The following is a 19,814-nucleotide window of genomic DNA, read 5'->3' as shown; positions in this document are numbered from 1 at the left end:
GCACCAGATTCATGCTTCTCTTTGATAGTCGCATCGACGTGCGCTGGAGGATCGGAAATGGGCGGAGGCCGGACGAAGCGAGGGGGCCGCAAGGAACGGCTGGCATTGAGAGCAGCCAAACCTCTGATCGATCCCTGCCCGCCGGGACAGGCCGGGGGCCGCTACAGGCCTCTGGACGAAGATGAACTCCGCCAGATTTTTCAGACTGCGCTGGACTTGCTCGCGAAACTGGGTATGGGCGAGGTTCCCGAACGATTGAGAAAAGATCTGCTTGCGGCCGGAGCACAGCCGGCCGATGGCGACCGCGTGGCGTTCCCGGAGGAACTGGTTAAAAGCGCAATCGATCAGGCGGCCAAGACATTCACCTTCCACGGCAGGGAAGACAAGAGGTCGATTGTTGTTGGCGGCGACCGGGTCTATTTCGGCACTGGCGGCGCTGCGGTTCAGACACTCGATCTGGGAAGCGGACTGTACCGGCCCTCAACGCTTGAGGATCTGCATAACTTCACGCGCATGCAGGACGTTCTTCAAAATGTCAGCTGGTTTACGCGTTGCTGTGTCGCCACGGATGTGCCCGATACTTTCGATCTGGACGTCAACACCGTTTACGCGCTTTTGAAAAACACGACCAAACCGGTCGCAACGTCCTTCACGCTGCCTGAGCATGTCGCTCCGATTGTTGGTATGCTGGATATTGCGGCCGGCGGGCCGGGTGAATTCGCCAGGCGGCCTTTCCTGAAGGCGCATATCAGTCCGGTCATTTCACCGCTCAGATACGGGGAAGATGCTGTCGGCGTCGTCTATGAATGCATCCGGCACAATATCCCGATGTCCTGCATTACTGCCGCGCAGGCCGGCGCTACGGCACCTGCAACGCTTGCAGGCTTTCTGGCACAGTCTCTGGCCGAAACCCTGGCAAGCCTGGTCATGGTACATGCGATCAGGCCGGGCTTTCCGATGATTTTTTCCAACTGGCCGTTGGTGATCGACCTCAGAACCGGTGCGTTCTCGGGCGGCGGCGGCGAAACAGCTGTCCTCAACGCAGCCTCCGCACAACTGACGAACTGGCTGGGTCTCCCGTCGGGTGTGGCCTCGTCGATGACCGATGCCAAGGCGATTGATGCGCAGGCAGGGGTTGAGAAGGGCATTACATCGCTCGCAGCGGCCCTTGCCGGCGGCAACCTGATTTATGAAAGTTCGGGAATGACAGCTTCGCTTCTGGGCGCCAGTTTCGAAGCCTTCGTGCTGGACGACGAGATGCACTCCATGACCTATCGTGCTTTGCGCGGTATCGAGGTCACACCCGACACACTTGCATTTGAGGCAATATGCGAGGCGGTGCTCGGGGAAGGTCATTTTCTGGGTGGTCAGAACACTTACCAGGCCATGGAACGGGATTATTTTTATCCTTCCCTGGCGGACCGGGACGAGCCGAGAACCTGGGCTCAGAACGGCGCGCGGAATGCATGGGACCGGGCGCGGGAGCGCGCTGTGGAGATCCTGGAAAGCCATCGCCCTGTCTACCTGTCTCAAACCCAGGACAGGGCTATCCGCGATCAGTTCAACATCCTCTGAGGCGGAAGGCCGGGGGTGGAACTCTACTCGATGAGCTGAAAGCTCTCTTTCAGCCAAGGCGCAGTTTCGTGGAAGGGTTTAACGACGGTATCTGCGATCAGGGACCGGATCGTTGAATCCACGAGATTCAGCACAGACCTGGAACAGTCGGCATTTGCCAGCACCGCCAGAGTGCGCGCAAACCCCTTGCCGGGGAACCGATGCATCTCGACGTGCTCGTGAAACCGCCTTGCCCTTGAAAAAAGCAAAGGCGTCGTGATTGTCCATCCAGTTCCGGCGGCAACCATTGCCATCAGCGTCTGATTATTGCCGCACTCAAACCTGTGCGGAGGCGAGATGTCCATGCGCCGCAACTGGGCCTCGATCTGCCTTGCAATAATGAGATTGCTCGAGAATCTGAGAAACGGCAATTCCGCGCTGTCGTGAATGATGTCGCGTGGCAGCAGTTCTACGGTTTTCGGAACGACCATGACAAACGGGTCGCGCAACAGCGGACGGTCGATCAGGTCACCGAGCCGCTCGGAAGGTGTCGCGGAAACACCGACATCCAGTTGTCGGTTGCGCAGCATCTGCACAATCGTGAGGCTGGAATCCGTGTGATAGACAAAGTCGCAATTCGGCATTGATTCAAATAGAGAAACGGCGAGCGCGGGAATGATGTCGCTGTCGAAATCCTCAATGGTTCCAAGCCTCAGATAACTGGCTTCCGACATGTTCCCCGCAGCAGCTTCCGCCTTCGCCCGCCGCAAGGTGTGAAGCGCGTCCTCAATGTCGCGGAGAAAGATCTTCCCTTTCTGCGTCAGGATAAGTGGTCGGCGGGAATGGTCGAAAAGATCAACGCGCAGCGTTTCCTCAAGGCTTCTCAAATGGTGCGAAACCGTGCTCGCCGAAAGGCCTGTCTCGGCCGCAACAGCCTGCAGCGATCCCCTGCGCGCGCATAACTGGAACAACTCCAGGCCCTTAAGGCTCAGGTCCTTGATGTCTGAGTGTTGTGACATTTTCGTCCTTAAATTGCTCCATTACAAAAATTTATGCTGATTTTTTCAAAATAATACTGCAGTCTTTTCGAAAATCGAGCCACGTCTGTCTGTTCGCAGATTTTACAGACGCGCTTAATATAGGGGCATTGCTGGGTTGAGCTAGATCGGGCGCCTATGCAGAAGCCTTAACAAAGCAGGATCGAAGGCGTAAAAAGAGGTCATTAAACAGTTTGTTCCCCAGTCAAGCCGATGCAAATCGTCCGGTGCAGTCCAGGGGCTCAAAACAGTCACAAAAATCAAATTCCGAGAGGGGAGTTCATAAATGAGTGAAGGACAATTTTCAGTAGGGTCAATGAACCGCCGCAGGTTCTTGCAGACGACCGGTGCTGCAACCGTTTTGGCAAGCAGCGTGTTTTCCGGCACGGCGCAGGCCGCTCCAAAGCGTGGCGGCGTTCTAAGGGTTGCCAAAGGACATGGCCAGACCACGGACACGCTTGATCCGGGCACATGGGAACATGGCTTCGTGATCGCGCTTGGCTATGGCTATTGTGGTTATTTGACCGGCGTTGCACCGGACGGCTCGGTTGAGCCGCAGCTTGCAGAAAGCTGGGAAGCCGACTCCGAAGCAAAGGTATGGCGCTTTAACCTGCGTCCGGGAATTACATTCCATTCCGGCAAGGATGTGACACCGGAAGACGTGGTCGCGTCCATCAATTTCCACCGCGGAGACGACTCGACGTCCGCAGCGAAGCCGTTGCTGGCCGCTATCGATGATATCACCAGCGAAGGCAACACGGTCGTATTCACGTTGTCATCGGGAAGTGCCGATTTCCCGTTCACGTTCACGGACTACCATTTGCCGATCCTTCCGGCCAAAGACGGTTCGGTTGACTGGCGGTCCGGTGATGGCGCCGGCCCATACGTATTGAAGGATTTCTCACCCGGTGTGTCCGCGACACTGGCGCGTTTCGAAAACGACTGGAACAGCGACCGCGGATATTTCGACGGGATTGAGCTGCTTGCCATTGTCGATTTGAACGCGCGTACGACCGCTCTGATTTCCGGCGATGTTCACGTGATTGACAAGCTGGACCTGAAGACGATCGGTCTTATGGGCCGCCGCCCGGGTCTGACGATCCATGAGGTCGCCGGTAACCAGCACTACACATTCGCAATGTCGACCAATAAGGATCCGTACACCGACAAGAACGTCCGTCTTGCGCTGAAGCATGCGGTCAATCGTCAGGAAATGGTCGACAAGATCCTGTTCGGCTACGGCGCAGTCGGCAACGACCATCCGATCGGCCGGGGACAGCAGTTCTTCAACAGTGAACTTGAGCAAAGAACCTACGATCCGGACAAGGCAAAGTTCTACATGAAGGAAGCCGGCCTCGACAGCCTTTCCGTCACGCTCTCAGCGGCTGATGCCGCGTTCCCGGGTGCGGTCGACGCCGCGGTCCTGTTCCAGCAGTCTGCCAAGGACGCGGGCATCAACCTGGAAATCAACCGGGTGCCGAATGACGGCTACTGGTCGGATGTATGGATGAAAGATCCGTTCACCGCCGTTTATTGGGGTGGCCGTCCTGTCGAAGATGCAATGTTCTCCACCGCATACGCCAAGGGCGTCGCATGGAACGACAGCTTCTGGGACAACGACCGGTTCAATGAACTTCTGGTCACGGCCCGCGCCGAGCTCGACCCGGACAAGCGCCGCACGATGTATTTCGAAATGCAGTCCATCGTGAACGAAGACGGCGGCGTGATCATCCCGATGTTCGCGAACTATGTGTTTGCAACGTCGAACGATATCGCTGTCAGCGAGAGCATGGCGTCCAACTGGGACATGGATGGCGAGCGCTGGATGGAGCGCTGGTCCTTCGCATAAATGAAATGCTCCGGACGAGGCGGGCTTGCTTGCTTCGTCTGAAGACTTCTCGAACGAGAAAAGGCCCGCCTTGCAGCGGGCCTTTTTTGTGAGCTCTAAAGGCCGGGCAGCCAGAGGGCGATCTGCGGAAACAGCACCAGCAGTGCGACCAATAGGAGCGAACATCCGATAAACGGAAAGGCGGACGTATAAATCGTGCGCATGGTCGTTCCGGGCGGCGCGACGCCTTTCATGACGAAGAGCAGAAGCCCGAACGGCGGGGTCGTGAAGCTGATCTCCAGCGCGAGAAGCATGATCAGCCCGAACCAGACAGGATCGTAACCGAGGTTCATCGCAAGCGGAAAGAAGATCGGCACGGTCAGCAACATCATGGAGATCTGTTCCATGAACATGCCGAGCAGAAGCAGAACCGCGAACATCACCATCAGCATGTAAAGAGGCGCCAGCTCGAACGAGATCGCCCAATTGACGAGGCCGCGCGAGGCACCGGAAAACGCGAGAAGCTGACTGAAAGTCGCCGAGCCGAAAACAATCAGGTAGGCCATCAGGGTGACCTTCAGCGCACCGGTCACGGACTTGCGCATTGCCTCCCAGGTCAGGCAGCGGAAAACGGCCGCAAGGATCAGAACACCCAGAGCTCCGAACGCTGCTGCCTCGGACGGCGTTACGAAACCGTTGATCATCAGGATGATGATGACAATCATGACCCCGACCATCGGAACCACTTCCCGCAAAAGCAAGGATATCTTGCTCAGGAACGACAGGGGTTCGACGTCATAGGCAGGCGCGGCGGAGGGATCCAGTCTGGTCTGAAGCCAGATGGTGCCGACATAGAATGCCGCAAGAATGAGCCCCGGAATGACTCCTGCGATCAGCAGCGCGCCGACATCGATCTGGGCCAGCGTCGCCAGCAGAACCGCCAGCGCGGAAGGCGGGATGATAATCGCCAATCCTCCCGTTCCGAGAATCGGGCCAATGCTCATATGGGACTTATATCCACGCTGGCTCATCTCCGGAACCATCAGCGATCCGAGCAGCGCGGTTGAGCCCATAGAGGATCCGGAAAGCGTCGAAAATGCCGTGCCGCCGAGAACGGTGACGTAGCTCAACCGGCCCGACAGCCTGCCGAGCAGCTTGTCGATCGCGTTGAACATGCGCCCGCCGAGGCCTGTGTGAAAAAAGATCTCGCCCATCAGCAGAAACAACGGAATCGGTACGAGCGCGAATTTGGTCAGCGATCCCAGGCCATTGTTGAGCAGCTGGCCGATGCCGCGTTCGCCGCCCATAAACACCCATGCACCGACGATGTTTGCCGCCAGGAAGGCAAGGGCAACCGGCATGCCCATTGCCATCAGGAACACGATGACGCCGAGAAGCAGGGCGAGCGCTTCGTACCACTCCATTATTCGTGTATCCCCGCTTCACCGGTATGCATCAGCTCGGAACCGGCGACAAACCGCATGAACTCAGCCGCCATGAGACCGAAACTCAGCGGAAAGGTGATCGTCAGGAGCCAGCGAGGGTAGTAGTAGGCCCGGGTGTCGTAGTCGCCGCGCTCGATGTTTTTAAGAAAAAGCTCCAAGCCCTTCCACGCAAGGATCACGCAGACGACAACACAGGCAAAAGCGACCAGTCTGCTGACGACGCGCCGGGGGCCTTCCGGCAGCGCGGAGGTCACCAATTCGATATGGACGTGTCCCTTTTCCCGAACGAGCCATGGCGCGCCGAGCATGGTCATATAGAGAAGACCGTATTCGGAAGACGTGAACAGCCAGGCAAAAGGCTGCAGACCCAGATTGCGCATCAGGACCGAAATCACGACGGACACCATCAACCAGACCAGTGTGGCACCGGCGATAAAGGCCATGGCATCAATCAGAAAATTGTAAATCCTGGTGACGGCGGTCATGCATCAGCCCCGGGGGTCGGAAGGATCAGGCCCGCCGGGTGGCGGGCCTGACTGTCATTTATTTTGCTGCGTTCAGATCGTAGAAGAGTTCGATCAACGTGTCGTAGTTGTCGGTGCCGCCGGGCTGCTCCGCCATCAGGCCTTTCATCCGCTCCCAGGTTTTTTCGCGTGCGGCGGCAAGGTAATTCGCCTTTGCATCGCCTTCCAGAGAGACCACCGTCATACCGGCTGCATCGAGTGCGGCAAAGTCTTCGTCCCGCTTCGCGCGCAGTGCCTCGACGCTGTCCTTTTCATGCTGGATCGCAACGTCTTGAAGGATTTTCTTGGATTCGTCCGACAGTGAATTCCACTTCTCAAGATTGACGATCACGCCGAGGTCGGTCGAGAAGAAGCAGGGTTCGATCCGGTAGTTGAGGAACTCGTTCCACTTCAGATCGATGAGGCCGATTTGGGTCCATCCCGTTGCATCCACGACACCGCGTTGCAGGGCGGAGTAGACCTCACCTGTCGGCAGGTCGATAACCTGCGCCCCCAGGTAGTTTGTGAAGAACGCGTTGTAGACGTTGTTTCCGCGAAGCTTCAGCCCCTCGACTTCGAGATTGCCGTCCGCGTCGAAAGTCGGTTGGTTGCGGGTCCAGAGATTGTAGCAGACGCCGCTGTCGAACCATCCGAGATACTTCAGGCCCATCTTTTCCTGGTGGATCTGGTCGATCAGCTCTGTACCGCCATTCTCGCGGGTCTCGACTGCCGTCAGGTTTGACGCGACCATAGCGTCTTTTTCCGGCAAAGCGCCGCCGTAAAACGAGCCCGGGGTATAGACCATGTCGACGATACCGTCGCGCACCGCGTCCGGTTGCTGAAACATGCCGATCGCCTCAGGTCCGCCGCGCACTTCGATCTGCACCACACCTTTGCCGGCCTCGTTCACCTTGTCGACAAAGGAAAGAAAACTCTTGGTGTAGATGAGGGTTTCAGGGAAAGCATGAACTGCGGTAATCGTATCTTCCGCCTGCGCCGAGGTGGCGAACAGGGTAGATCCGGCAACGAGGCCGGCCAGTAGTATCCTCTTCATAGTCTCACTCCACTTAATAGGGTGGCTTTTTGCCTTATCCCTCTGGTTCTCAGGCTATGCCCTGATGCTGCCTGCTCTCGCGATTTCAAGAGCGTTGCGCTTCCGCCGCAGGCCGGGCCCATGGCGCATTCTGGTTCCACGACGTCTTGTGACGCTCAATATCCGCCACATGCTGCAATGTCTGATCGATATCGTCCCAGCCGTTGATAAGCTTGGTGCGCCAACTCGGATCGAGGGAAAATGAAACCTCAATCTCACCGACACTGAGCTTTCCGCTTTCGAGCGCAACGTCTGCCGGTTCTGTGCTTTCCCCGAGTATCCGGACAAGGAGAGTGTAATCGTCTTCGGAAACGCGTGCAGGGAGCAGTCCGTTATTGACGGCATTACCCGCGAATATGTCACCGAAACTCGGGGCGAAAACGGCTCGGATCCCTGCATCGACCAACGCATAGACGGCTGCTTCCCGGGACGAACCGCTTCCAAAGTTTCGGCCGGCAACGAGGAGGCTGGCATGCCGATGGCGGTTCAACGGAAAATGCGGATGATCGTCGCCGCTCTCGTCTTTGCGCAAATCATGCAGAAGAAAACCGCCATAGCCTTCTTTGCGACGGGTCGACATGAAGCGGGAGGGAATAAGCTGGTCCGTATCGATATTATGGATCGGCAACGCCACCGCATGTCCGCTATGTCGGTTCCAACCCGGCATTATCCAACCCGCCCCTTGAGAAGCGGCCGAACGTCGGTGATCGTGCCGGTGACAGCCGCGGCGGCAACCATTGCCGGCGACATAAGGTGAGTGCGGGCGCCCGGGCCCTGACGCCCGCGGAAGTTCCGGTTGGTGGAAGACGCGCAGCGTTTTCCGGGTGCCACCAGGTCACCGTTCATGCCAACGCACATGGAACATCCCGCACCGGCCCATTCCAGTCCGGCCTCTACAAAGATCCGATCCAGACCTTCCTGCTCGGCCTGTGCCTTCACCAAAGCCGATCCTGGCGACACCAGTCCGGGAACCTTGGCCTTTCGGCCGCTAAGAACCGCTGCCGCGGTACGAAGATCTTCGATCCGGCCATTTGTGCAGGACCCGACGAACACCTGATCGACCGGGGTTCCTTCAATCGGACGGCCTGCGTCGAGGCTCATGTAATCAAGTGCGTCTCGCACTGCTTCCGCCTTGCCGTTCGTGAGCACCGTCGGGTCGGGTATCGTGGATGTAACCGGGATTGCCTGTTCAGGGCTGGTGCCCCAAGTAACCGTCGGGGCGATGTCGCGCGCGTTAAGCCGGATTTCTCTGTCGAAATGTGCTGCGTCATCGGTGCGCAACTTGGACCAGTCCTCCAGCGCGGCGTTCCATGCCGCCCCGCGCGGGGCGTAGGATCGCCCGCCGAGATAGGAAAAGGTGGTCTCATCAGGTGCAATCAATCCGAAGCGCGCACCGCCTTCGATCGACAGATTGCAAAGCGTCATGCGCCCTTCCATGGAAAGCGCGCGCACCGCACTGCCTGAATATTCGATGGCATGGCCCTGCGCCCCGTCGGCGCTGAGCTTGGCGATCCAGTTGAGCGCAATGTCCTTCGCACCGACACCCGGACCGAGCGTGCCGTCGATGTGAAGGCGCATTGCCGCAGGTTTCTTCTGCCAGATCGTTTGGGTGGCAAGGACGTGGGCGACCTCCGTCGCGCCAATACCGAAGGCAAGCGCGCCGAACGCCCCGTGCGTGGAGGTATGACTGTCGCCGCAATTGATCAAAAGGCCGGGCAGCGTCAATCCCTGTTCGGGTCCGACCACGTGAACGATCCCTTGCCCCGGGTCATCCAGATCGAACAGCCGAAGCCCGTGTTTGCGCGCATTCTTGCGCAGCGTGTCGACCATGTACTTTATTTTCGGATCCGAAATCCGTGCGCGGTTGCGGGTCGGCGCGTAGTGATCGACCACCGCAAATGTCCGATCGGGCTCCGCAACAGCGAGGCCGCGCGCCTCAATCTTGGCGAACGCGTGATGCGAGCCCTCATGGACCAGATGGCGGTCGACCCACAGCAAGGAGGATCCGTCGTCACGCCTGACGATTTCATGCGCGGACCAAAGCTGATCCAGAAGAGTGCTTGGCGCGGTCATGCGGGCTCACCAGGTGGCTTGCCGATGGCTGGTTCCCAATGGCGCGTGCTGCCGTCACCGACCCGCGCAAGCGGCATCTCGAGCCGGAACATGTCCGGGCGGTACAGGCCTGAAAGATATTCAACGCCATTGTCATTGACGTCGCGCACGACCCGCCGCAGCGAAAGCAGCGCCGAACCGACGGCAATGCCAAGCGCTTCGGCTACCTCCGGCCCAGCCAGGGTTGCCGAGACCGACTGGTGTGCGTCTTTGATCTGAACACCGCTGAGTTCCAGAAGCTTGAAGAGAGGCGTCGTGGCCAGATCGTTCTCTGAGTAATTTGCGGCGATTTCAGCAGGAACATATGTCGTCAGATGCGAAAAGGGCGTTCCGTCCGCGCTGCGCACGCGCGTTGCGATCTGCACCTGGTCTTTTGGCTGAAGTCTGAGCGCGCTTGTCACGAATTCGGGGGCTGTTCCATAGGAAAACGACAGGAGCCGCGCCGTCGTATTCTGGCCCATCTCGACAAGTTGGGGCATCAGCGTTGCCAGGTTCATGGCCATCGGCTTTGCCGGTCGCCCGGCGGAACGCACCGTCGTCCCGCTGCCTGCGCGGCGTATAACGAGACCCGCCGCTGCCAGCGCATCCAAGGCCCTTCGGATCGTGACCCTGGAGACTCCGAACAATCCAGCGAGCTTTTGTTCGGGCGGCAGGTTTTCACCGTCTTCCAGCCGTCCGTCTGCAATTTGGTCGCGCAGGGAAAGATAGACCTGGCGCGCTTTCGCCCCTTCCGGAAGCAGCGATTTTGCAGGCTTGTTCACGCTGGACATTCCTCCCTGTTAGGAACCTAATGTTATCGCCGGTTTTAAAAAGTTCAAGCTTCTGTACGTTGTATTTGTCTTTTTTAGTATTAGAAACATATACAAATCTGTATTATAAAAAATACAAATTTCGGGAGGAAGGCAAAATGCCGATCGTCGAACTGCATCTCCTGCAGGGCTACGGACCAGAGGCAAGGCGGCGTCTGCATGAAGCGTTGACCGACGCTGTCCGGCTCGTCGTGCCGGCGCCACCGGAAGCCATAACCGTGATGATCCACGAAATGGAACCTGCCAATTACTCCCGTGGCCGTGTTCAAAGATCCGGCGCTCCTGCGCTGGAGGATCAGGGTGCGTTGGTAAGACGGTTTCTGAGCGCCATGGAGGCGCGCGACCTTGATACTGCGCAGGAAATGCTGTCTGCGGAGTTCTCCATGCACTTTCCGGGTGCGCACCCGATGCACCGTCTAGAGGAGCTGATCGAGTGGGCCAGGGAGCGGTATCGGTTCGTCAAAAAAACCTACACAGGGTTTGACGTCATGCAGAGCGCCGGCTCGGCAGCACTGGTCTTCTGCAGGGGAACGCTGTCGGGCGAGTGGCCCGACGGATCACCGTTTGACGGCATCCGATTCATCGACCGGTTTGAACTCGAAAACGGCAGGATCACCCGCCAGGACGTCTGGAACGACATTGCGGAAGTAAAGGCGCAAGCATGAGCGACATCGATGCCATCACCCTGTCCGTTCTATCCGGCCGCATGGAGCAGATTGCGGACGAAATGGATGCAACGCTGTTTCGGGCGGCATTCAACCCGATCATCGCCGAAGCACATGACGCCAGTCATGGTCTCTACCACGCTCAAAGCGGCGACACGCTGGTGCAGGGGAAGTCGGGATTGCCGATTTTTGTCGGTGTCATGTCATTCGCCGTGAAGGCCGTCATTGAGAAAGCGGCTGCGGACGGGGATCTCCAGGACGGCGACATCTTCATCTTCAACGATGCGCATATCGGCGGGACGCATCTTTCCGATATGCGTCTTGTCCGGCCCTACTTCCGCGATGGTGAACTCTTCTGTTATCTCGCATCCGTCGGACACTGGCACGATGTCGGCGGCGCGGTGCCGGGCAACTACAATCCGGCCGCCACCGAGGTCTTTCAGGAGGCCTTTGTATTGCCGCCGGTGCGTCTGGCGCGCTGCGGTGAAATAAACCAGGACATCATCGACATCCTTTTGCGCAACACGCGCCTGCCGCAGTCAGCGATGGGCGACCTGAACGGTCAGCTGGGTGCGCTTGATCTTGGGATCAGGCGCATGGACGAACTGCTGGACGAATACGGTGCTCGCACGGTCAGTTCCGCCCTCGATGCCCTGGGTCACAGGGCGGAAGCCTTGATGCGATCGGAGCTTGAAGCACTGCCGGACGGGCGTTGGGAGGCGGTGGACTTTCTCGACAACGATGGAATCACCGACGAGCCGCTTGCGATCCGGGTCGCGTTGGAAATCAGGGGCGACAGCATGACCCTCGACTTTACCGGATCGGCTCCGCAATGCGCAGGTCCGGTAAACATCGCGCTGCCGACAACGGTTGCCGCAGCCTATGTCGCGATCAAGCATATCTTTCCGGCGCTGCCTGCGAACGCGGGCGTCATGCGGCCGATCGAGGTCGAGGTTCCGGAAGGATCGCTGCTCTCTGCCGAGTTTCCGAGCCCGACAGGTGGTTACACGGAGACGATCCTCCGGATGATCGACGTGGTTTTTTCCGCTTTTGCAAAAGCAGCGCCTGAGCGCGTTGTTGCCAATGCCTACGGCACGATCAACGCCTTGTCGATTGCCGGCAAGCGCAGCAACGGACAGCGTTGGGTGATGTTCAGCTTTTATGGCGGCGGGCATGGCGGCTCGCATGAAAGCGACGGCCTCAATCACGGCAACGCACCCATATCGACCGCCACGATCCCGCCGATGGAAATCCTCGAGGCTGCCTATCCGGTGATGTTTCGCACCTGGGCCTTGCGGCCCGACAGCGCCGGCGCGGGCCAGCATCGCGGCGGCATGGGTGCGGTTTACGAGATTGAGGTTCTTGAAGAAAACGGCGCTGAAGCGTTTTTGTTCGGCGAGCGCGGCCGCTTTGCCCCCAAGGGCATTGCCGATGGGCAGGATGGTGCCTTGAATCAGTTTTCCTTTGAGCAGGACGAGGGCTGGGGCGTGCCACCCCTTGCCTCAAAAATGCGCGGCATCAAGTTGCGGCAGGGCCAGGCAGTCAGACTGGAAACACCGGGCGGCGGTGGCTACGGCAAGGCCGAAGACCGCGCCGCGTCGGATGTTGCGCGCGATGTCTTCCGCGGGCTGGTCGACCCCGAGAAGGCCGATCAGCTTTACGGAACCGCATGGCGGGAGATGTCTTCATGAAAGGACGCATGATCGGCGTCGATGTCGGCGGCACATTCACCGATGTCTTTGTGCTCAACGAGGCCGACGGATCCGCATCTGTTGCCAAGGTTCCGACAACGCGGCCGGATCAGTCCGGCGGGTTTCTGGAAGGGATCTCCCGTCAGGTTACAGATATGTCGGAGATATCGGTCGTTGTTCACGGAACGACGGCCGGCACCAATGCGCTGCTGGAACGAAAAGGCGCAACAACGGGCGTAATCTGCACGCAAGGCCTGCGTGATGTCCTGGAAATGCGCCGCCGCGACCGGCCGAGAACCTGGGGTCTGCGCGGCGATTTCGAACCGGTCGTCGACCGGCGCAACCGCCTTGAAGTGCCGGAGCGGACACTCGCTGACGGGTCGATCAGAACGCCGGTTGATCTGGACGCCGTTCGCGCAGCGGCGCGCCAGCTGCAGGACCAGGGCTGTGAAGCCGTGGCGATCCTCTTTGCCAATGCCTATGCCAATTCGGCAAACGAAGCGGCTGCGGTGGCTGCGGTTCGCGAGGTCTGGATGAACCAGCATGTCTCGGCCTCTTCTGAGATCCTGCCCGAGATCCGCGAGTTCGAGCGCTTCTCGACAACGGCGCTCAATGCCTACCTCCAGCCGGAAGTATCGGGTTATCTGCACCGCCTCGAACAGGCACTCGCCTCGGGCGGGTTCGACGGCGAATTCATGATCGTGCAATCCAACGGCGGCGTGATGGCCGTGGAAACGGCTTGCCGCCTGCCGATTCGAACGGCGTTGTCAGGGCCGGCCGCCGGGGTGATCGCCGCCGGCTACATCGCGTCTTCGGCGGGTTTCGATAATGTGATCACCGGCGACATGGGCGGTACCAGCTTCGATGTCTCCCTGATCTCGAGGGGGCAGTCCATGTTGTCCCCGCAGACTTCCATTGACTTCGGAATGGTGGTGCGGACACCGATGATCGAGATCACCACGATCGGTGCCGGTGGCGGGTCCATTGCCTGGGTCGACAAGGGCGGCCTGTTGAACATTGGACCGGAAAGTGCGGGCTCTGATCCCGGACCGGTCGCTTATGGCTTGGGCAACACGCGACCGACAGTCACCGACGCCAATGTCGTTCTCGGCCGGATCGATCCGGACAATCCGATCGGCGGAAAGCTTGAACGGCTTGATGTGGTGGCCGCTCGCGAGGCCATCGACTGGCATGTCGGACAGCCGCTCGCCCTGGACACCCTCGCAGCGGCTGAAGCCATTCTGCGGGTTGCAAACTCGCGTATGGCTGGCGCTATCCGGCTGGTGAGCATCGAGCGCGGCTTTGATCCCAAGAACTTCGCCTTCATGCCTTTTGGCGGTGGTGGGGCATTGCATGCAGGTGCGATGCTGAAGGATGTCGGCATCGCGCGCGCCATCGTGCCGCGCTATCCGGGCGTCACATCCGCGATGGGATGCGTGATCGCGGATATGCGCCAGGACTTCGTGCAAACGATCAATGCACTGGTTGCAGCATTGGATGAAATCTCGCTTGCGGAGTTCATGCAGGATCACACGGATCAGGGCATGGCCCTTCTCGATGCTGCCAGGACGACCTTCGAAGCACGCGAGCTGAGTTTTGAACTGGATATGGCTTACATCGGCCAGACGCATACCGTGGCCGTGCCGCTCAGTGTCCAAACCGAAAACGGCCGGATCGTGCCGCCAACGTGCGCCGAAATCGAAAAGGCGTTTGACGCCACCTACGAGACCACGTTCGGACGGCTGCTGAAAAATGGCGTGCGCCGGATCTTGAACCTTCGTAGCTCCGTCACTGGAAAGCGACCGAAATTCGACCTGAAAACCCTTGCCCCCGAAACGACCGGTCGATCTGAACCTAAGACCTCGCGCAACGTGCATTTTGGCGGTACGTGGCATGAAACAAAGATATTCGACCGGCTCGAGCTTCCGGTCGGAACGGTGATCGAAGGCCCGGCTATCCTCGAACAGCCTGATACGACAGTGCTTGTCGAACCTGACTTGCAGGCCCGTGTCGATCCCTTCGGCAATACCATAATCGAACCCCTTGGAGGTCAGTCATGAACGAGCCGCAAACGTGGGATCTTGCCAGAACGGCACTGCTGACGATTGATCTCCAGAACGATTTTCTCCACCCCGACGGCGCCTACGGTCGCGCCGGACAACGGGCGGACAGCATCGCCGCATTGCCGGCGCGCATCGCACCGCTAGTGAAGGCCGTTCGCAAACGTGGCGGACATTATATTTCCGCCCAGTTCACCCTGGTGCCGGACGCAAGCGGCGAGCCGCTGATCGCGCCGCACCTCAAGAAACTTCGGCCTTTTCTAACCAAGGGGGATTTCGCTCCTGGCAGCTTCGGCAACACGCTGGTCGATGAGCTTTATCCGGCCGACTTCGTGATCGAAAAGGTGGCCTATTCCGCATTTTATCAGACGCGGCTCGAATACATCATGCGTGCGGTCGGCATTGATACCCTGATCGTCGGCGGCATTGTCACCAATGGCGGTGTCGCATCGACTTTGCGCGATGCGCATCTGCGTAACATCGATACGGTCCTTTTGACCGACGGCAGCGCAGCTTTCAACGAGGAGGTTCACGAAGCAACACTCCTGTCGCTTGCAACCGTCACCGGCCGCATGTCGTGCGAGGACGTGCTGGCATGGCTGGAGAACGCGTCATGAGCCTGAAAAAGCGCTTGCAACAAGACAATATTCTGGTCGCACCGGGTGTCTATGACGGCCTGACTGCTTCCATTGCAACCGAGGCAGGCTTCGAGGTGCTTTACTTGAGCGGCGCTGCGGTCTCCTACACCCGACTTGGGCGTCCCGACATCGGGCTGACAGCCGTTACCGAGATGACCGACGCCATGGCGCTGATTGCGGATCGCACTGAATTGCCGGTCATCATTGACGCCGATACGGGGTTCGGAAACGCCCTCAATGCGCAGAGAACCATGCGACTTTATGAGCGTGCAGGCGCATCGGCGCTTCAGGTCGAGGATCAGACTTATCCGAAAAGATGCGGTCATCTCGCGGACAAGTCCCTGATTTCACCTGGCGAAATGGCAGGCAAGGTCAAGGCCATGGCAGATGTCCGCAATTCGGACGAAACCCTGATCATCGCCCGCACGGATGCTATCGCCGTCGAAGGCTTTTCGGCGGCGATCGATCGCGCTGAGTTGTATCTTGAAGCTGGCGCGGATGTTCTCTTCATCGAAGCGCCCCGGTCACGCGAACAACTCTCGGAAGTCGCGCGGCATTTCGAAAACCGCGTGCCTTTGCTGGCCAACATGGTCGAGGGCGGCGCGACGCCGATCACAGGAGCCGATGATCTGGAGGAACTGGGCTATTCGATCGTGATATTCCCTGGCGGCATTGTCCGTGCGATCGCGCGAACGGCTGGAGACTACTACGAGAGCCTTCGAAAAAACGGCAGCAATCGGCCATTTGCCGACAGAATGTTCGACTTCGACGGCCTCAACAGCGTGATAGGAACGGCAGAAATGCTGGCCAAGGGCGTGTCGTATGACCGAAACGAAAGCTGACGTCTCAAAGGCCCCCGACAATTTTGACCTGACATGCGAAACCCTGATCATTGGCGCAGGCGCGGGCGGGTTGGTGGCGGCGCTTGCGGCTGATGAGGTGAACCAGTCGGTGCTTGTTGTTGAAGCCGACCCGGTGCCGGCAGGATCGACTTCGCTGTCCGCCGGACTGATCCCTGCCGCCGGTACCGGAATTCAGGCCAGTGCTGGCATTGAAGATGACGCCGGGCGCTTTGCGGCAGACATTCAAAAAAAAGCGGGTGATCAGAACGAGCAGGCGCTGGTGGATCGCCTGACCCGCCATTCGGCACCGGCAATCGACTGGTTGTCGGACACATTCGGCCTGCCCTTCTCGGTGATTACGAATTTCGAGTATCCGGGCCACAGCCGCAAACGCATGCATGGCTTGCCAACGAGATCCGGCGCGGAGCTGATCGACACGCTCCGGGCCACATGCGAAACGGCCGGGATCGATATCGTTTGCGAACGGCGCGCCAATCGTCTGTTTTTTGAAGACGGAGATGTCAAAGGCGTCGCCGTCTCGCGGCCCGATGGTGGGATTGAGACCATCGGCTGCGACAAGCTCATCCTTGCCTGCAACGGCTTTGGCGGCAACCGGATGCTTGTGCATCAACTACTGCCTGACATCGAGAACGCGCTGTGGTTCGGACATGACGGCAATCGTGGCGAAGCGCTACTTTGGGGCCGGTCAATCGGTGCCGATCTTGCGCATCTCGGTTCCTATCAGGGCCATGGCAACGTCGCCCATCCCCACGGCATTCTCTTAACCTGGGCCGTGATAACGGAGGGCGGTGTCCAGGTGAACAAGTACGGCAGGCGGTTCTGGAACGAGGCGCAAGGCTATTCCGAAGCAGCGCGTGCCGTCCTGGCGCAGCCGGACGGGGAAGCGTTTGCGATTTTCGACAGCCGGATTGCTTCCATTGCCCGTCAGTTCGAAGACTTCAAACAGGCGGAGGCGGTGGGGGCGATCAAGAAGAGCGAAACGCTGGAAGGGCTCGCCCGCGAGATGGGTTTGCCACCCGAGGCTTTTGCGGAAACGATGGCGTCAATTCCCATGAATGGCGTCGATGAGTTCAACCGCGAATTCGGGTCCGAAGCCTTGCAGGCTCCCTATTGCGGCGTTCGGGTGACCGGCGCTCTTTTTCACACCCAGGGCGGCCTCAGAACGGGCGACAACGCGCGTGTCCTCGGAGAGGACGGGTCGGGATTTGCCAATCTCTATGCCTGTGGCGGGGCCGCATGCGGCGTTTCGGGCAAAGCCGACAGCGGATATCTTTCCGGGAACGGGCTCCTGAGTGCGGTCGTGCTGGGGATGCTGGCTGGCCGTGCGCCGTTGTCGTAATCCTTCCGGGTCGCGACCGCGTTTTCTTAAGTAGGCGTCGCTTCAGGAAGTACGGCTTCTGCCTCGATTTCCACTTTGTGATCGCCGATCAGACCGGCAACGATTACGAGTGTGTTGGCTGGTTTGATATCCGCAAAAACACGCCCGTGCGCTTTTGAAATGTCAAGCACATCGGCTTCGTCGACGATGTAAATCCGAGTTCGAACGACGTCCTTGGCGCTTGCGCCGAGCGCGGTGAGCGCAGCCAGGATCTTGTCGAGAATGTAGGTCGTCTGCGCGGCTGCATCTTCCGGCGCAACGGCACGTGCGGCACCGGCGACCGCCGTGGTACCGGAAACGAGGATCCTGTTGCCGACCTTCTGCGCACGGCAGTATCCGGCGATCTCTTCCCAGTCGGATCCCGTGAGAACCTGTGCGGCGCCGGGCCGGTGTGGCGCGTTCCTCGCATTGTGGGCAAGCGGCATTTCGGCCAGGTGATGGCTGAGGTCCCCCGACGCGGTCAGGAATGGAGGGCGCCGGTATTCATCGCCGCAGTCCCCCGGCACGTCTTTTGTTCCGGCAAATGCCAGCGCGAGCTGATCGCGGTCCTGCTGATCCAGCGAGAAAGAAAACAGTCTGGCATTGTCGGCAATGTGCTCGCTCTCGCCGATGCGGGCTCCGACGATCACACCGGCAACAGACGGTTGATCCAGAACCCAGCGTGTTGCGACATTGGCAATCGAAACGCCGTGTTTTTTTGCAACGTCACCGGCTGCATGGAGAATGCCCTGAAAAGCCGACCACCCGCCTGCGGCGTCGATGAAGCGTTTGTACTTCATCTTCGACCAGTCTGAGAGATGCGTAGGTTCCGCTTTGCCCAGCCATCTCTCAGACAGGAAGCCGCCGCAAAGGGTACCGTAGGCGAGCAGTTTCACGTCGGAGACCGCACAGAGCTCGGCAAGTGGTCCCGCGGCGCGCCGGTCGATCATCGAGAAAGAAACCTGGTTGGTGACAAGCGGGATGCCGTCGGTGAGCGCCAGCCTCAGATGCGCAGCGTCGAAATTTGTCACGCCAAGGGCCCTGATCAAACCCTCTTCCTTCAGGCGTGCCAATTCATGAAGGGCATCGAGCCAGGCCGGGTGCTCAAAGCTCCACCAGTGGAATTGCAGCAGATCGACCTTGTCGGCATTGAGCCGGTCCAGCCTGTCCTGAACGCCTGTCCGGACGACATCCGCGCTCATAGGTCCGGGTTCCGGACACCATTTGGTGCAGATCTGGGGCGGGTTGCTTTCCCGGTGCCTTGACAGCAGGCGGCCGGAGATGATCTCGGCACTGCCGTAATGGTCGGCCATGTCGAATGTCGAAAACCCTGCTTCCAGGTACTTTTCGAGATCGTCTGCAGCCGCGTCCGGATCAAGAATGGTCCCGTCTTTTTCGATATCGGCGACCTGCCAGAGGCCTGTCAGGATGCGGCTGATCTCAAGTCCGTTGGCAAGCGGCTGTCGCGGCGGCATCAGTGTCATGGAAGGTCCTTCAGGTTTCCGGCAACAGGAGTTTGAAGCTGCGTTCGATATCCATCGCCAGGGCGTGCTGTGCCGCGTCGCGATCCGGTTTCCGCAGGGCGGCAATGATTTCCTGGTGATGGATGTGTTCCGGGATCTCGTTGGCGGACCGTTCCCGGACAACGAGGTTCAGGAAAGCGCCATATTGTAGCCAGAGCGCTTCCACCAGCGGAAGGATCACCCTTGAACCGGAATGCCGGTAAAGATTGAAATGGAAGTCATAATTTTGCTTCAGATCCGGCGTGCCGCTGTCGGACCGGGGGGCGGAAATGATGTCTTCAAGCGCATCTATCGCAGCCGCATCGAGATGATCCATGGCCTCTTCGAGCAGCAAGGCCTCAAGCGCGAGACGCGCTGACTTCAGTTCACGCATTCTGTTCGCGTCAAAAGGGGGCACTTCGAGCGTGCGGCTGGGCGTATCAACGAGGGCACCTTCGGCGACGAGGCGCCTGACCGCTTCGCGGACAGGTGTCATGGACGTGCCGAGTTGACCCGCCAGCATTCTCAGGCTGACCGTCTCACCAGGTGCAAATGCTCCGCGCGTGAAGGCTTCGCGCAATGCGTCATAGGCGCTTTCTCGCAACTTAGACTGATCTATCCGGGCAATTTTCGGCTGGCTCATCCCTGTCCTTCCGA

17 protein-coding genes are annotated in these 19,814 nt (G+C 59.2%); 8 read left to right on the top strand and 9 right to left on the bottom strand.

Features of this window, described 5'->3' with window-relative positions; translation table 11 throughout:
• Nucleotides 1-57 precede the first annotated feature (57 nt).
• Nucleotides 58-1,575 (top strand): trimethylamine methyltransferase family protein, encoded by a 1,518-nt coding sequence (locus tag Q0915_RS26770; RefSeq protein ID WP_299483792.1) that lies wholly within the window; start codon nt 58-60, stop codon nt 1,573-1,575.
• Between the two features lie 23 nt (nt 1,576-1,598).
• Here the strand turns inward: Q0915_RS26770 and Q0915_RS26765 are convergent, their stop codons facing one another.
• Nucleotides 1,599-2,573: a LysR family transcriptional regulator gene (locus Q0915_RS26765; protein ID WP_299483791.1), complete on the bottom strand. Its 975-nt coding sequence runs from the start codon at nt 2,571-2,573 to the stop codon at nt 1,599-1,601.
• A gap of 304 nt (nt 2,574-2,877) precedes the next feature.
• Between Q0915_RS26765 and Q0915_RS26760 the strand changes: the two genes are divergently transcribed.
• A complete protein-coding gene (locus Q0915_RS26760) occupies nt 2,878-4,440 on the top strand; it encodes an ABC transporter substrate-binding protein (protein WP_299483790.1) in 1,563 nt (520 codons plus the stop codon).
• Between the two features lie 95 nt (nt 4,441-4,535).
• Here the strand turns inward: Q0915_RS26760 and Q0915_RS26755 are convergent, their stop codons facing one another.
• The 6 genes from Q0915_RS26755 to Q0915_RS26730 all read right to left on the bottom strand — a co-directional run bounded on the left by Q0915_RS26755 (nt 4,536) and on the right by Q0915_RS26730 (nt 10,333).
• Entirely contained in the window at nt 4,536-5,843 is a 1,308-nt protein-coding gene (locus tag Q0915_RS26755) for a TRAP transporter large permease (RefSeq protein WP_299483789.1), read from the bottom strand.
• Nucleotides 5,843-6,349, bottom strand: a complete 507-nt coding sequence (locus tag Q0915_RS26750; RefSeq protein ID WP_299483788.1) for a TRAP transporter small permease — start codon at nt 6,347-6,349, stop codon at nt 5,843-5,845. The genes Q0915_RS26755 and Q0915_RS26750 overlap by 1 nt, the downstream gene beginning before the upstream one ends.
• Before the next feature lie 58 nt (nt 6,350-6,407).
• A complete protein-coding gene (dctP, locus tag Q0915_RS26745; protein ID WP_299483787.1) occupies nt 6,408-7,421 on the bottom strand; it encodes a TRAP transporter substrate-binding protein DctP in 1,014 nt (337 codons plus the stop codon).
• 85 nt (nt 7,422-7,506) lie between these two features.
• The gene (leuD, locus tag Q0915_RS26740) at nt 7,507-8,127 is read right to left on the bottom strand and encodes a 3-isopropylmalate dehydratase small subunit (RefSeq protein ID WP_299483786.1); all 621 of its coding nucleotides are present in this window, start codon (nt 8,125-8,127) and stop codon (nt 7,507-7,509) included.
• Entirely contained in the window at nt 8,127-9,533 is a 1,407-nt protein-coding gene (gene leuC, locus Q0915_RS26735; protein WP_299483785.1) for a 3-isopropylmalate dehydratase large subunit, read from the bottom strand. Before leuC ends, leuD begins: the two co-directional genes overlap by 1 nt.
• Nucleotides 9,530-10,333, bottom strand: a complete 804-nt coding sequence (locus Q0915_RS26730) for a GntR family transcriptional regulator (protein WP_299483784.1) — start codon at nt 10,331-10,333, stop codon at nt 9,530-9,532. Before Q0915_RS26730 ends, leuC begins: the two co-directional genes overlap by 4 nt.
• A 146-nt stretch (nt 10,334-10,479) precedes the next feature.
• Here Q0915_RS26730 and Q0915_RS26725 point away from each other — a divergent pair, with 146 nt between their 5' ends.
• From Q0915_RS26725 to Q0915_RS26700, 6 genes are read left to right on the top strand one after another with little or no spacing between them, the layout of a single operon-like run.
• A complete protein-coding gene (locus tag Q0915_RS26725) occupies nt 10,480-11,046 on the top strand; it encodes a nuclear transport factor 2 family protein (RefSeq protein ID WP_299483783.1) in 567 nt (188 codons plus the stop codon).
• The gene (locus tag Q0915_RS26720; protein WP_299483782.1) at nt 11,043-12,737 is read left to right on the top strand and encodes a hydantoinase B/oxoprolinase family protein; all 1,695 of its coding nucleotides are present in this window, start codon (nt 11,043-11,045) and stop codon (nt 12,735-12,737) included. The genes Q0915_RS26725 and Q0915_RS26720 overlap by 4 nt, the downstream gene beginning before the upstream one ends.
• Nucleotides 12,734-14,797 (top strand): hydantoinase/oxoprolinase family protein, encoded by a 2,064-nt coding sequence (locus Q0915_RS26715; RefSeq protein WP_299483781.1) that lies wholly within the window; start codon nt 12,734-12,736, stop codon nt 14,795-14,797. The genes Q0915_RS26720 and Q0915_RS26715 overlap by 4 nt, the downstream gene beginning before the upstream one ends.
• Nucleotides 14,794-15,414 (top strand): isochorismatase family cysteine hydrolase, encoded by a 621-nt coding sequence (locus tag Q0915_RS26710; RefSeq protein ID WP_299483780.1) that lies wholly within the window; start codon nt 14,794-14,796, stop codon nt 15,412-15,414. Before Q0915_RS26715 ends, Q0915_RS26710 begins: the two co-directional genes overlap by 4 nt.
• On the top strand, nt 15,411-16,277 hold the full coding sequence (locus Q0915_RS26705) for an isocitrate lyase/phosphoenolpyruvate mutase family protein (protein WP_299483851.1): 867 nt from the start codon (nt 15,411-15,413) through the stop codon (nt 16,275-16,277). Before Q0915_RS26710 ends, Q0915_RS26705 begins: the two co-directional genes overlap by 4 nt.
• Nucleotides 16,258-17,637 carry an FAD-dependent oxidoreductase gene (locus tag Q0915_RS26700; RefSeq protein ID WP_299483779.1) on the top strand — a complete coding sequence of 460 codons (1,380 nt, stop codon included), beginning with the start codon at nt 16,258-16,260 and terminating at the stop codon, nt 17,635-17,637. Before Q0915_RS26705 ends, Q0915_RS26700 begins: the two co-directional genes overlap by 20 nt.
• Before the next feature lie 26 nt (nt 17,638-17,663).
• Here Q0915_RS26700 and Q0915_RS26695 read toward each other — a convergent pair whose 3' ends face one another.
• Together Q0915_RS26695 and Q0915_RS26690 are read right to left on the bottom strand one after the other, a co-directional pair.
• Entirely contained in the window at nt 17,664-19,139 is a 1,476-nt protein-coding gene (locus Q0915_RS26695) for an aldo/keto reductase (protein WP_299483778.1), read from the bottom strand.
• Nucleotides 19,140-19,149: 10 nt separating this feature from the next.
• Nucleotides 19,150-19,800 carry a GntR family transcriptional regulator gene (locus Q0915_RS26690; RefSeq protein ID WP_299483777.1) on the bottom strand — a complete coding sequence of 217 codons (651 nt, stop codon included), beginning with the start codon at nt 19,798-19,800 and terminating at the stop codon, nt 19,150-19,152.
• Nucleotides 19,801-19,814 lie beyond the last annotated feature (14 nt).

The sequence above is a fragment of the uncultured Roseibium sp. genome (assembly GCF_947494555.1).
Classification (GTDB): domain Bacteria; phylum Pseudomonadota; class Alphaproteobacteria; order Rhizobiales; family Stappiaceae; genus Roseibium.
This window is presented reverse-complemented; position numbering and strand designations above follow the sequence as displayed.

Coding starts and splice junctions, on each gene's coding strand:
- Q0915_RS26770 (WP_299483792.1), top strand. CDS start 58: ATGGGCGGAGGCCGGACGAAGCGAGGGGGCCGCAAGGAACGGCTGGCA.
- Q0915_RS26765 (WP_299483791.1), bottom strand. CDS start 2,573: ATGTCACAACACTCAGACATCAAGGACCTGAGCCTTAAGGGCCTGGAG.
- Q0915_RS26760 (WP_299483790.1), top strand. CDS start 2,878: ATGAGTGAAGGACAATTTTCAGTAGGGTCAATGAACCGCCGCAGGTTC.
- Q0915_RS26755 (WP_299483789.1), bottom strand. CDS start 5,843: ATGGAGTGGTACGAAGCGCTCGCCCTGCTTCTCGGCGTCATCGTGTTC.
- Q0915_RS26750 (WP_299483788.1), bottom strand. CDS start 6,349: ATGACCGCCGTCACCAGGATTTACAATTTTCTGATTGATGCCATGGCC.
- dctP (WP_299483787.1), bottom strand. CDS start 7,421: ATGAAGAGGATACTACTGGCCGGCCTCGTTGCCGGATCTACCCTGTTC.
- leuD (WP_299483786.1), bottom strand. CDS start 8,127: ATGCCGGGTTGGAACCGACATAGCGGACATGCGGTGGCGTTGCCGATC.
- leuC (WP_299483785.1), bottom strand. CDS start 9,533: ATGACCGCGCCAAGCACTCTTCTGGATCAGCTTTGGTCCGCGCATGAA.
- Q0915_RS26725 (WP_299483783.1), top strand. CDS start 10,480: ATGCCGATCGTCGAACTGCATCTCCTGCAGGGCTACGGACCAGAGGCA.
- Q0915_RS26720 (WP_299483782.1), top strand. CDS start 11,043: ATGAGCGACATCGATGCCATCACCCTGTCCGTTCTATCCGGCCGCATG.
- Q0915_RS26715 (WP_299483781.1), top strand. CDS start 12,734: ATGAAAGGACGCATGATCGGCGTCGATGTCGGCGGCACATTCACCGAT.
- Q0915_RS26710 (WP_299483780.1), top strand. CDS start 14,794: ATGAACGAGCCGCAAACGTGGGATCTTGCCAGAACGGCACTGCTGACG.
- Q0915_RS26705 (WP_299483851.1), top strand. CDS start 15,411: ATGAGCCTGAAAAAGCGCTTGCAACAAGACAATATTCTGGTCGCACCG.
- Q0915_RS26700 (WP_299483779.1), top strand. CDS start 16,258: ATGACCGAAACGAAAGCTGACGTCTCAAAGGCCCCCGACAATTTTGAC.
- Q0915_RS26695 (WP_299483778.1), bottom strand. CDS start 19,139: ATGACACTGATGCCGCCGCGACAGCCGCTTGCCAACGGACTTGAGATC.
- Q0915_RS26690 (WP_299483777.1), bottom strand. CDS start 19,800: ATGAGCCAGCCGAAAATTGCCCGGATAGATCAGTCTAAGTTGCGAGAA.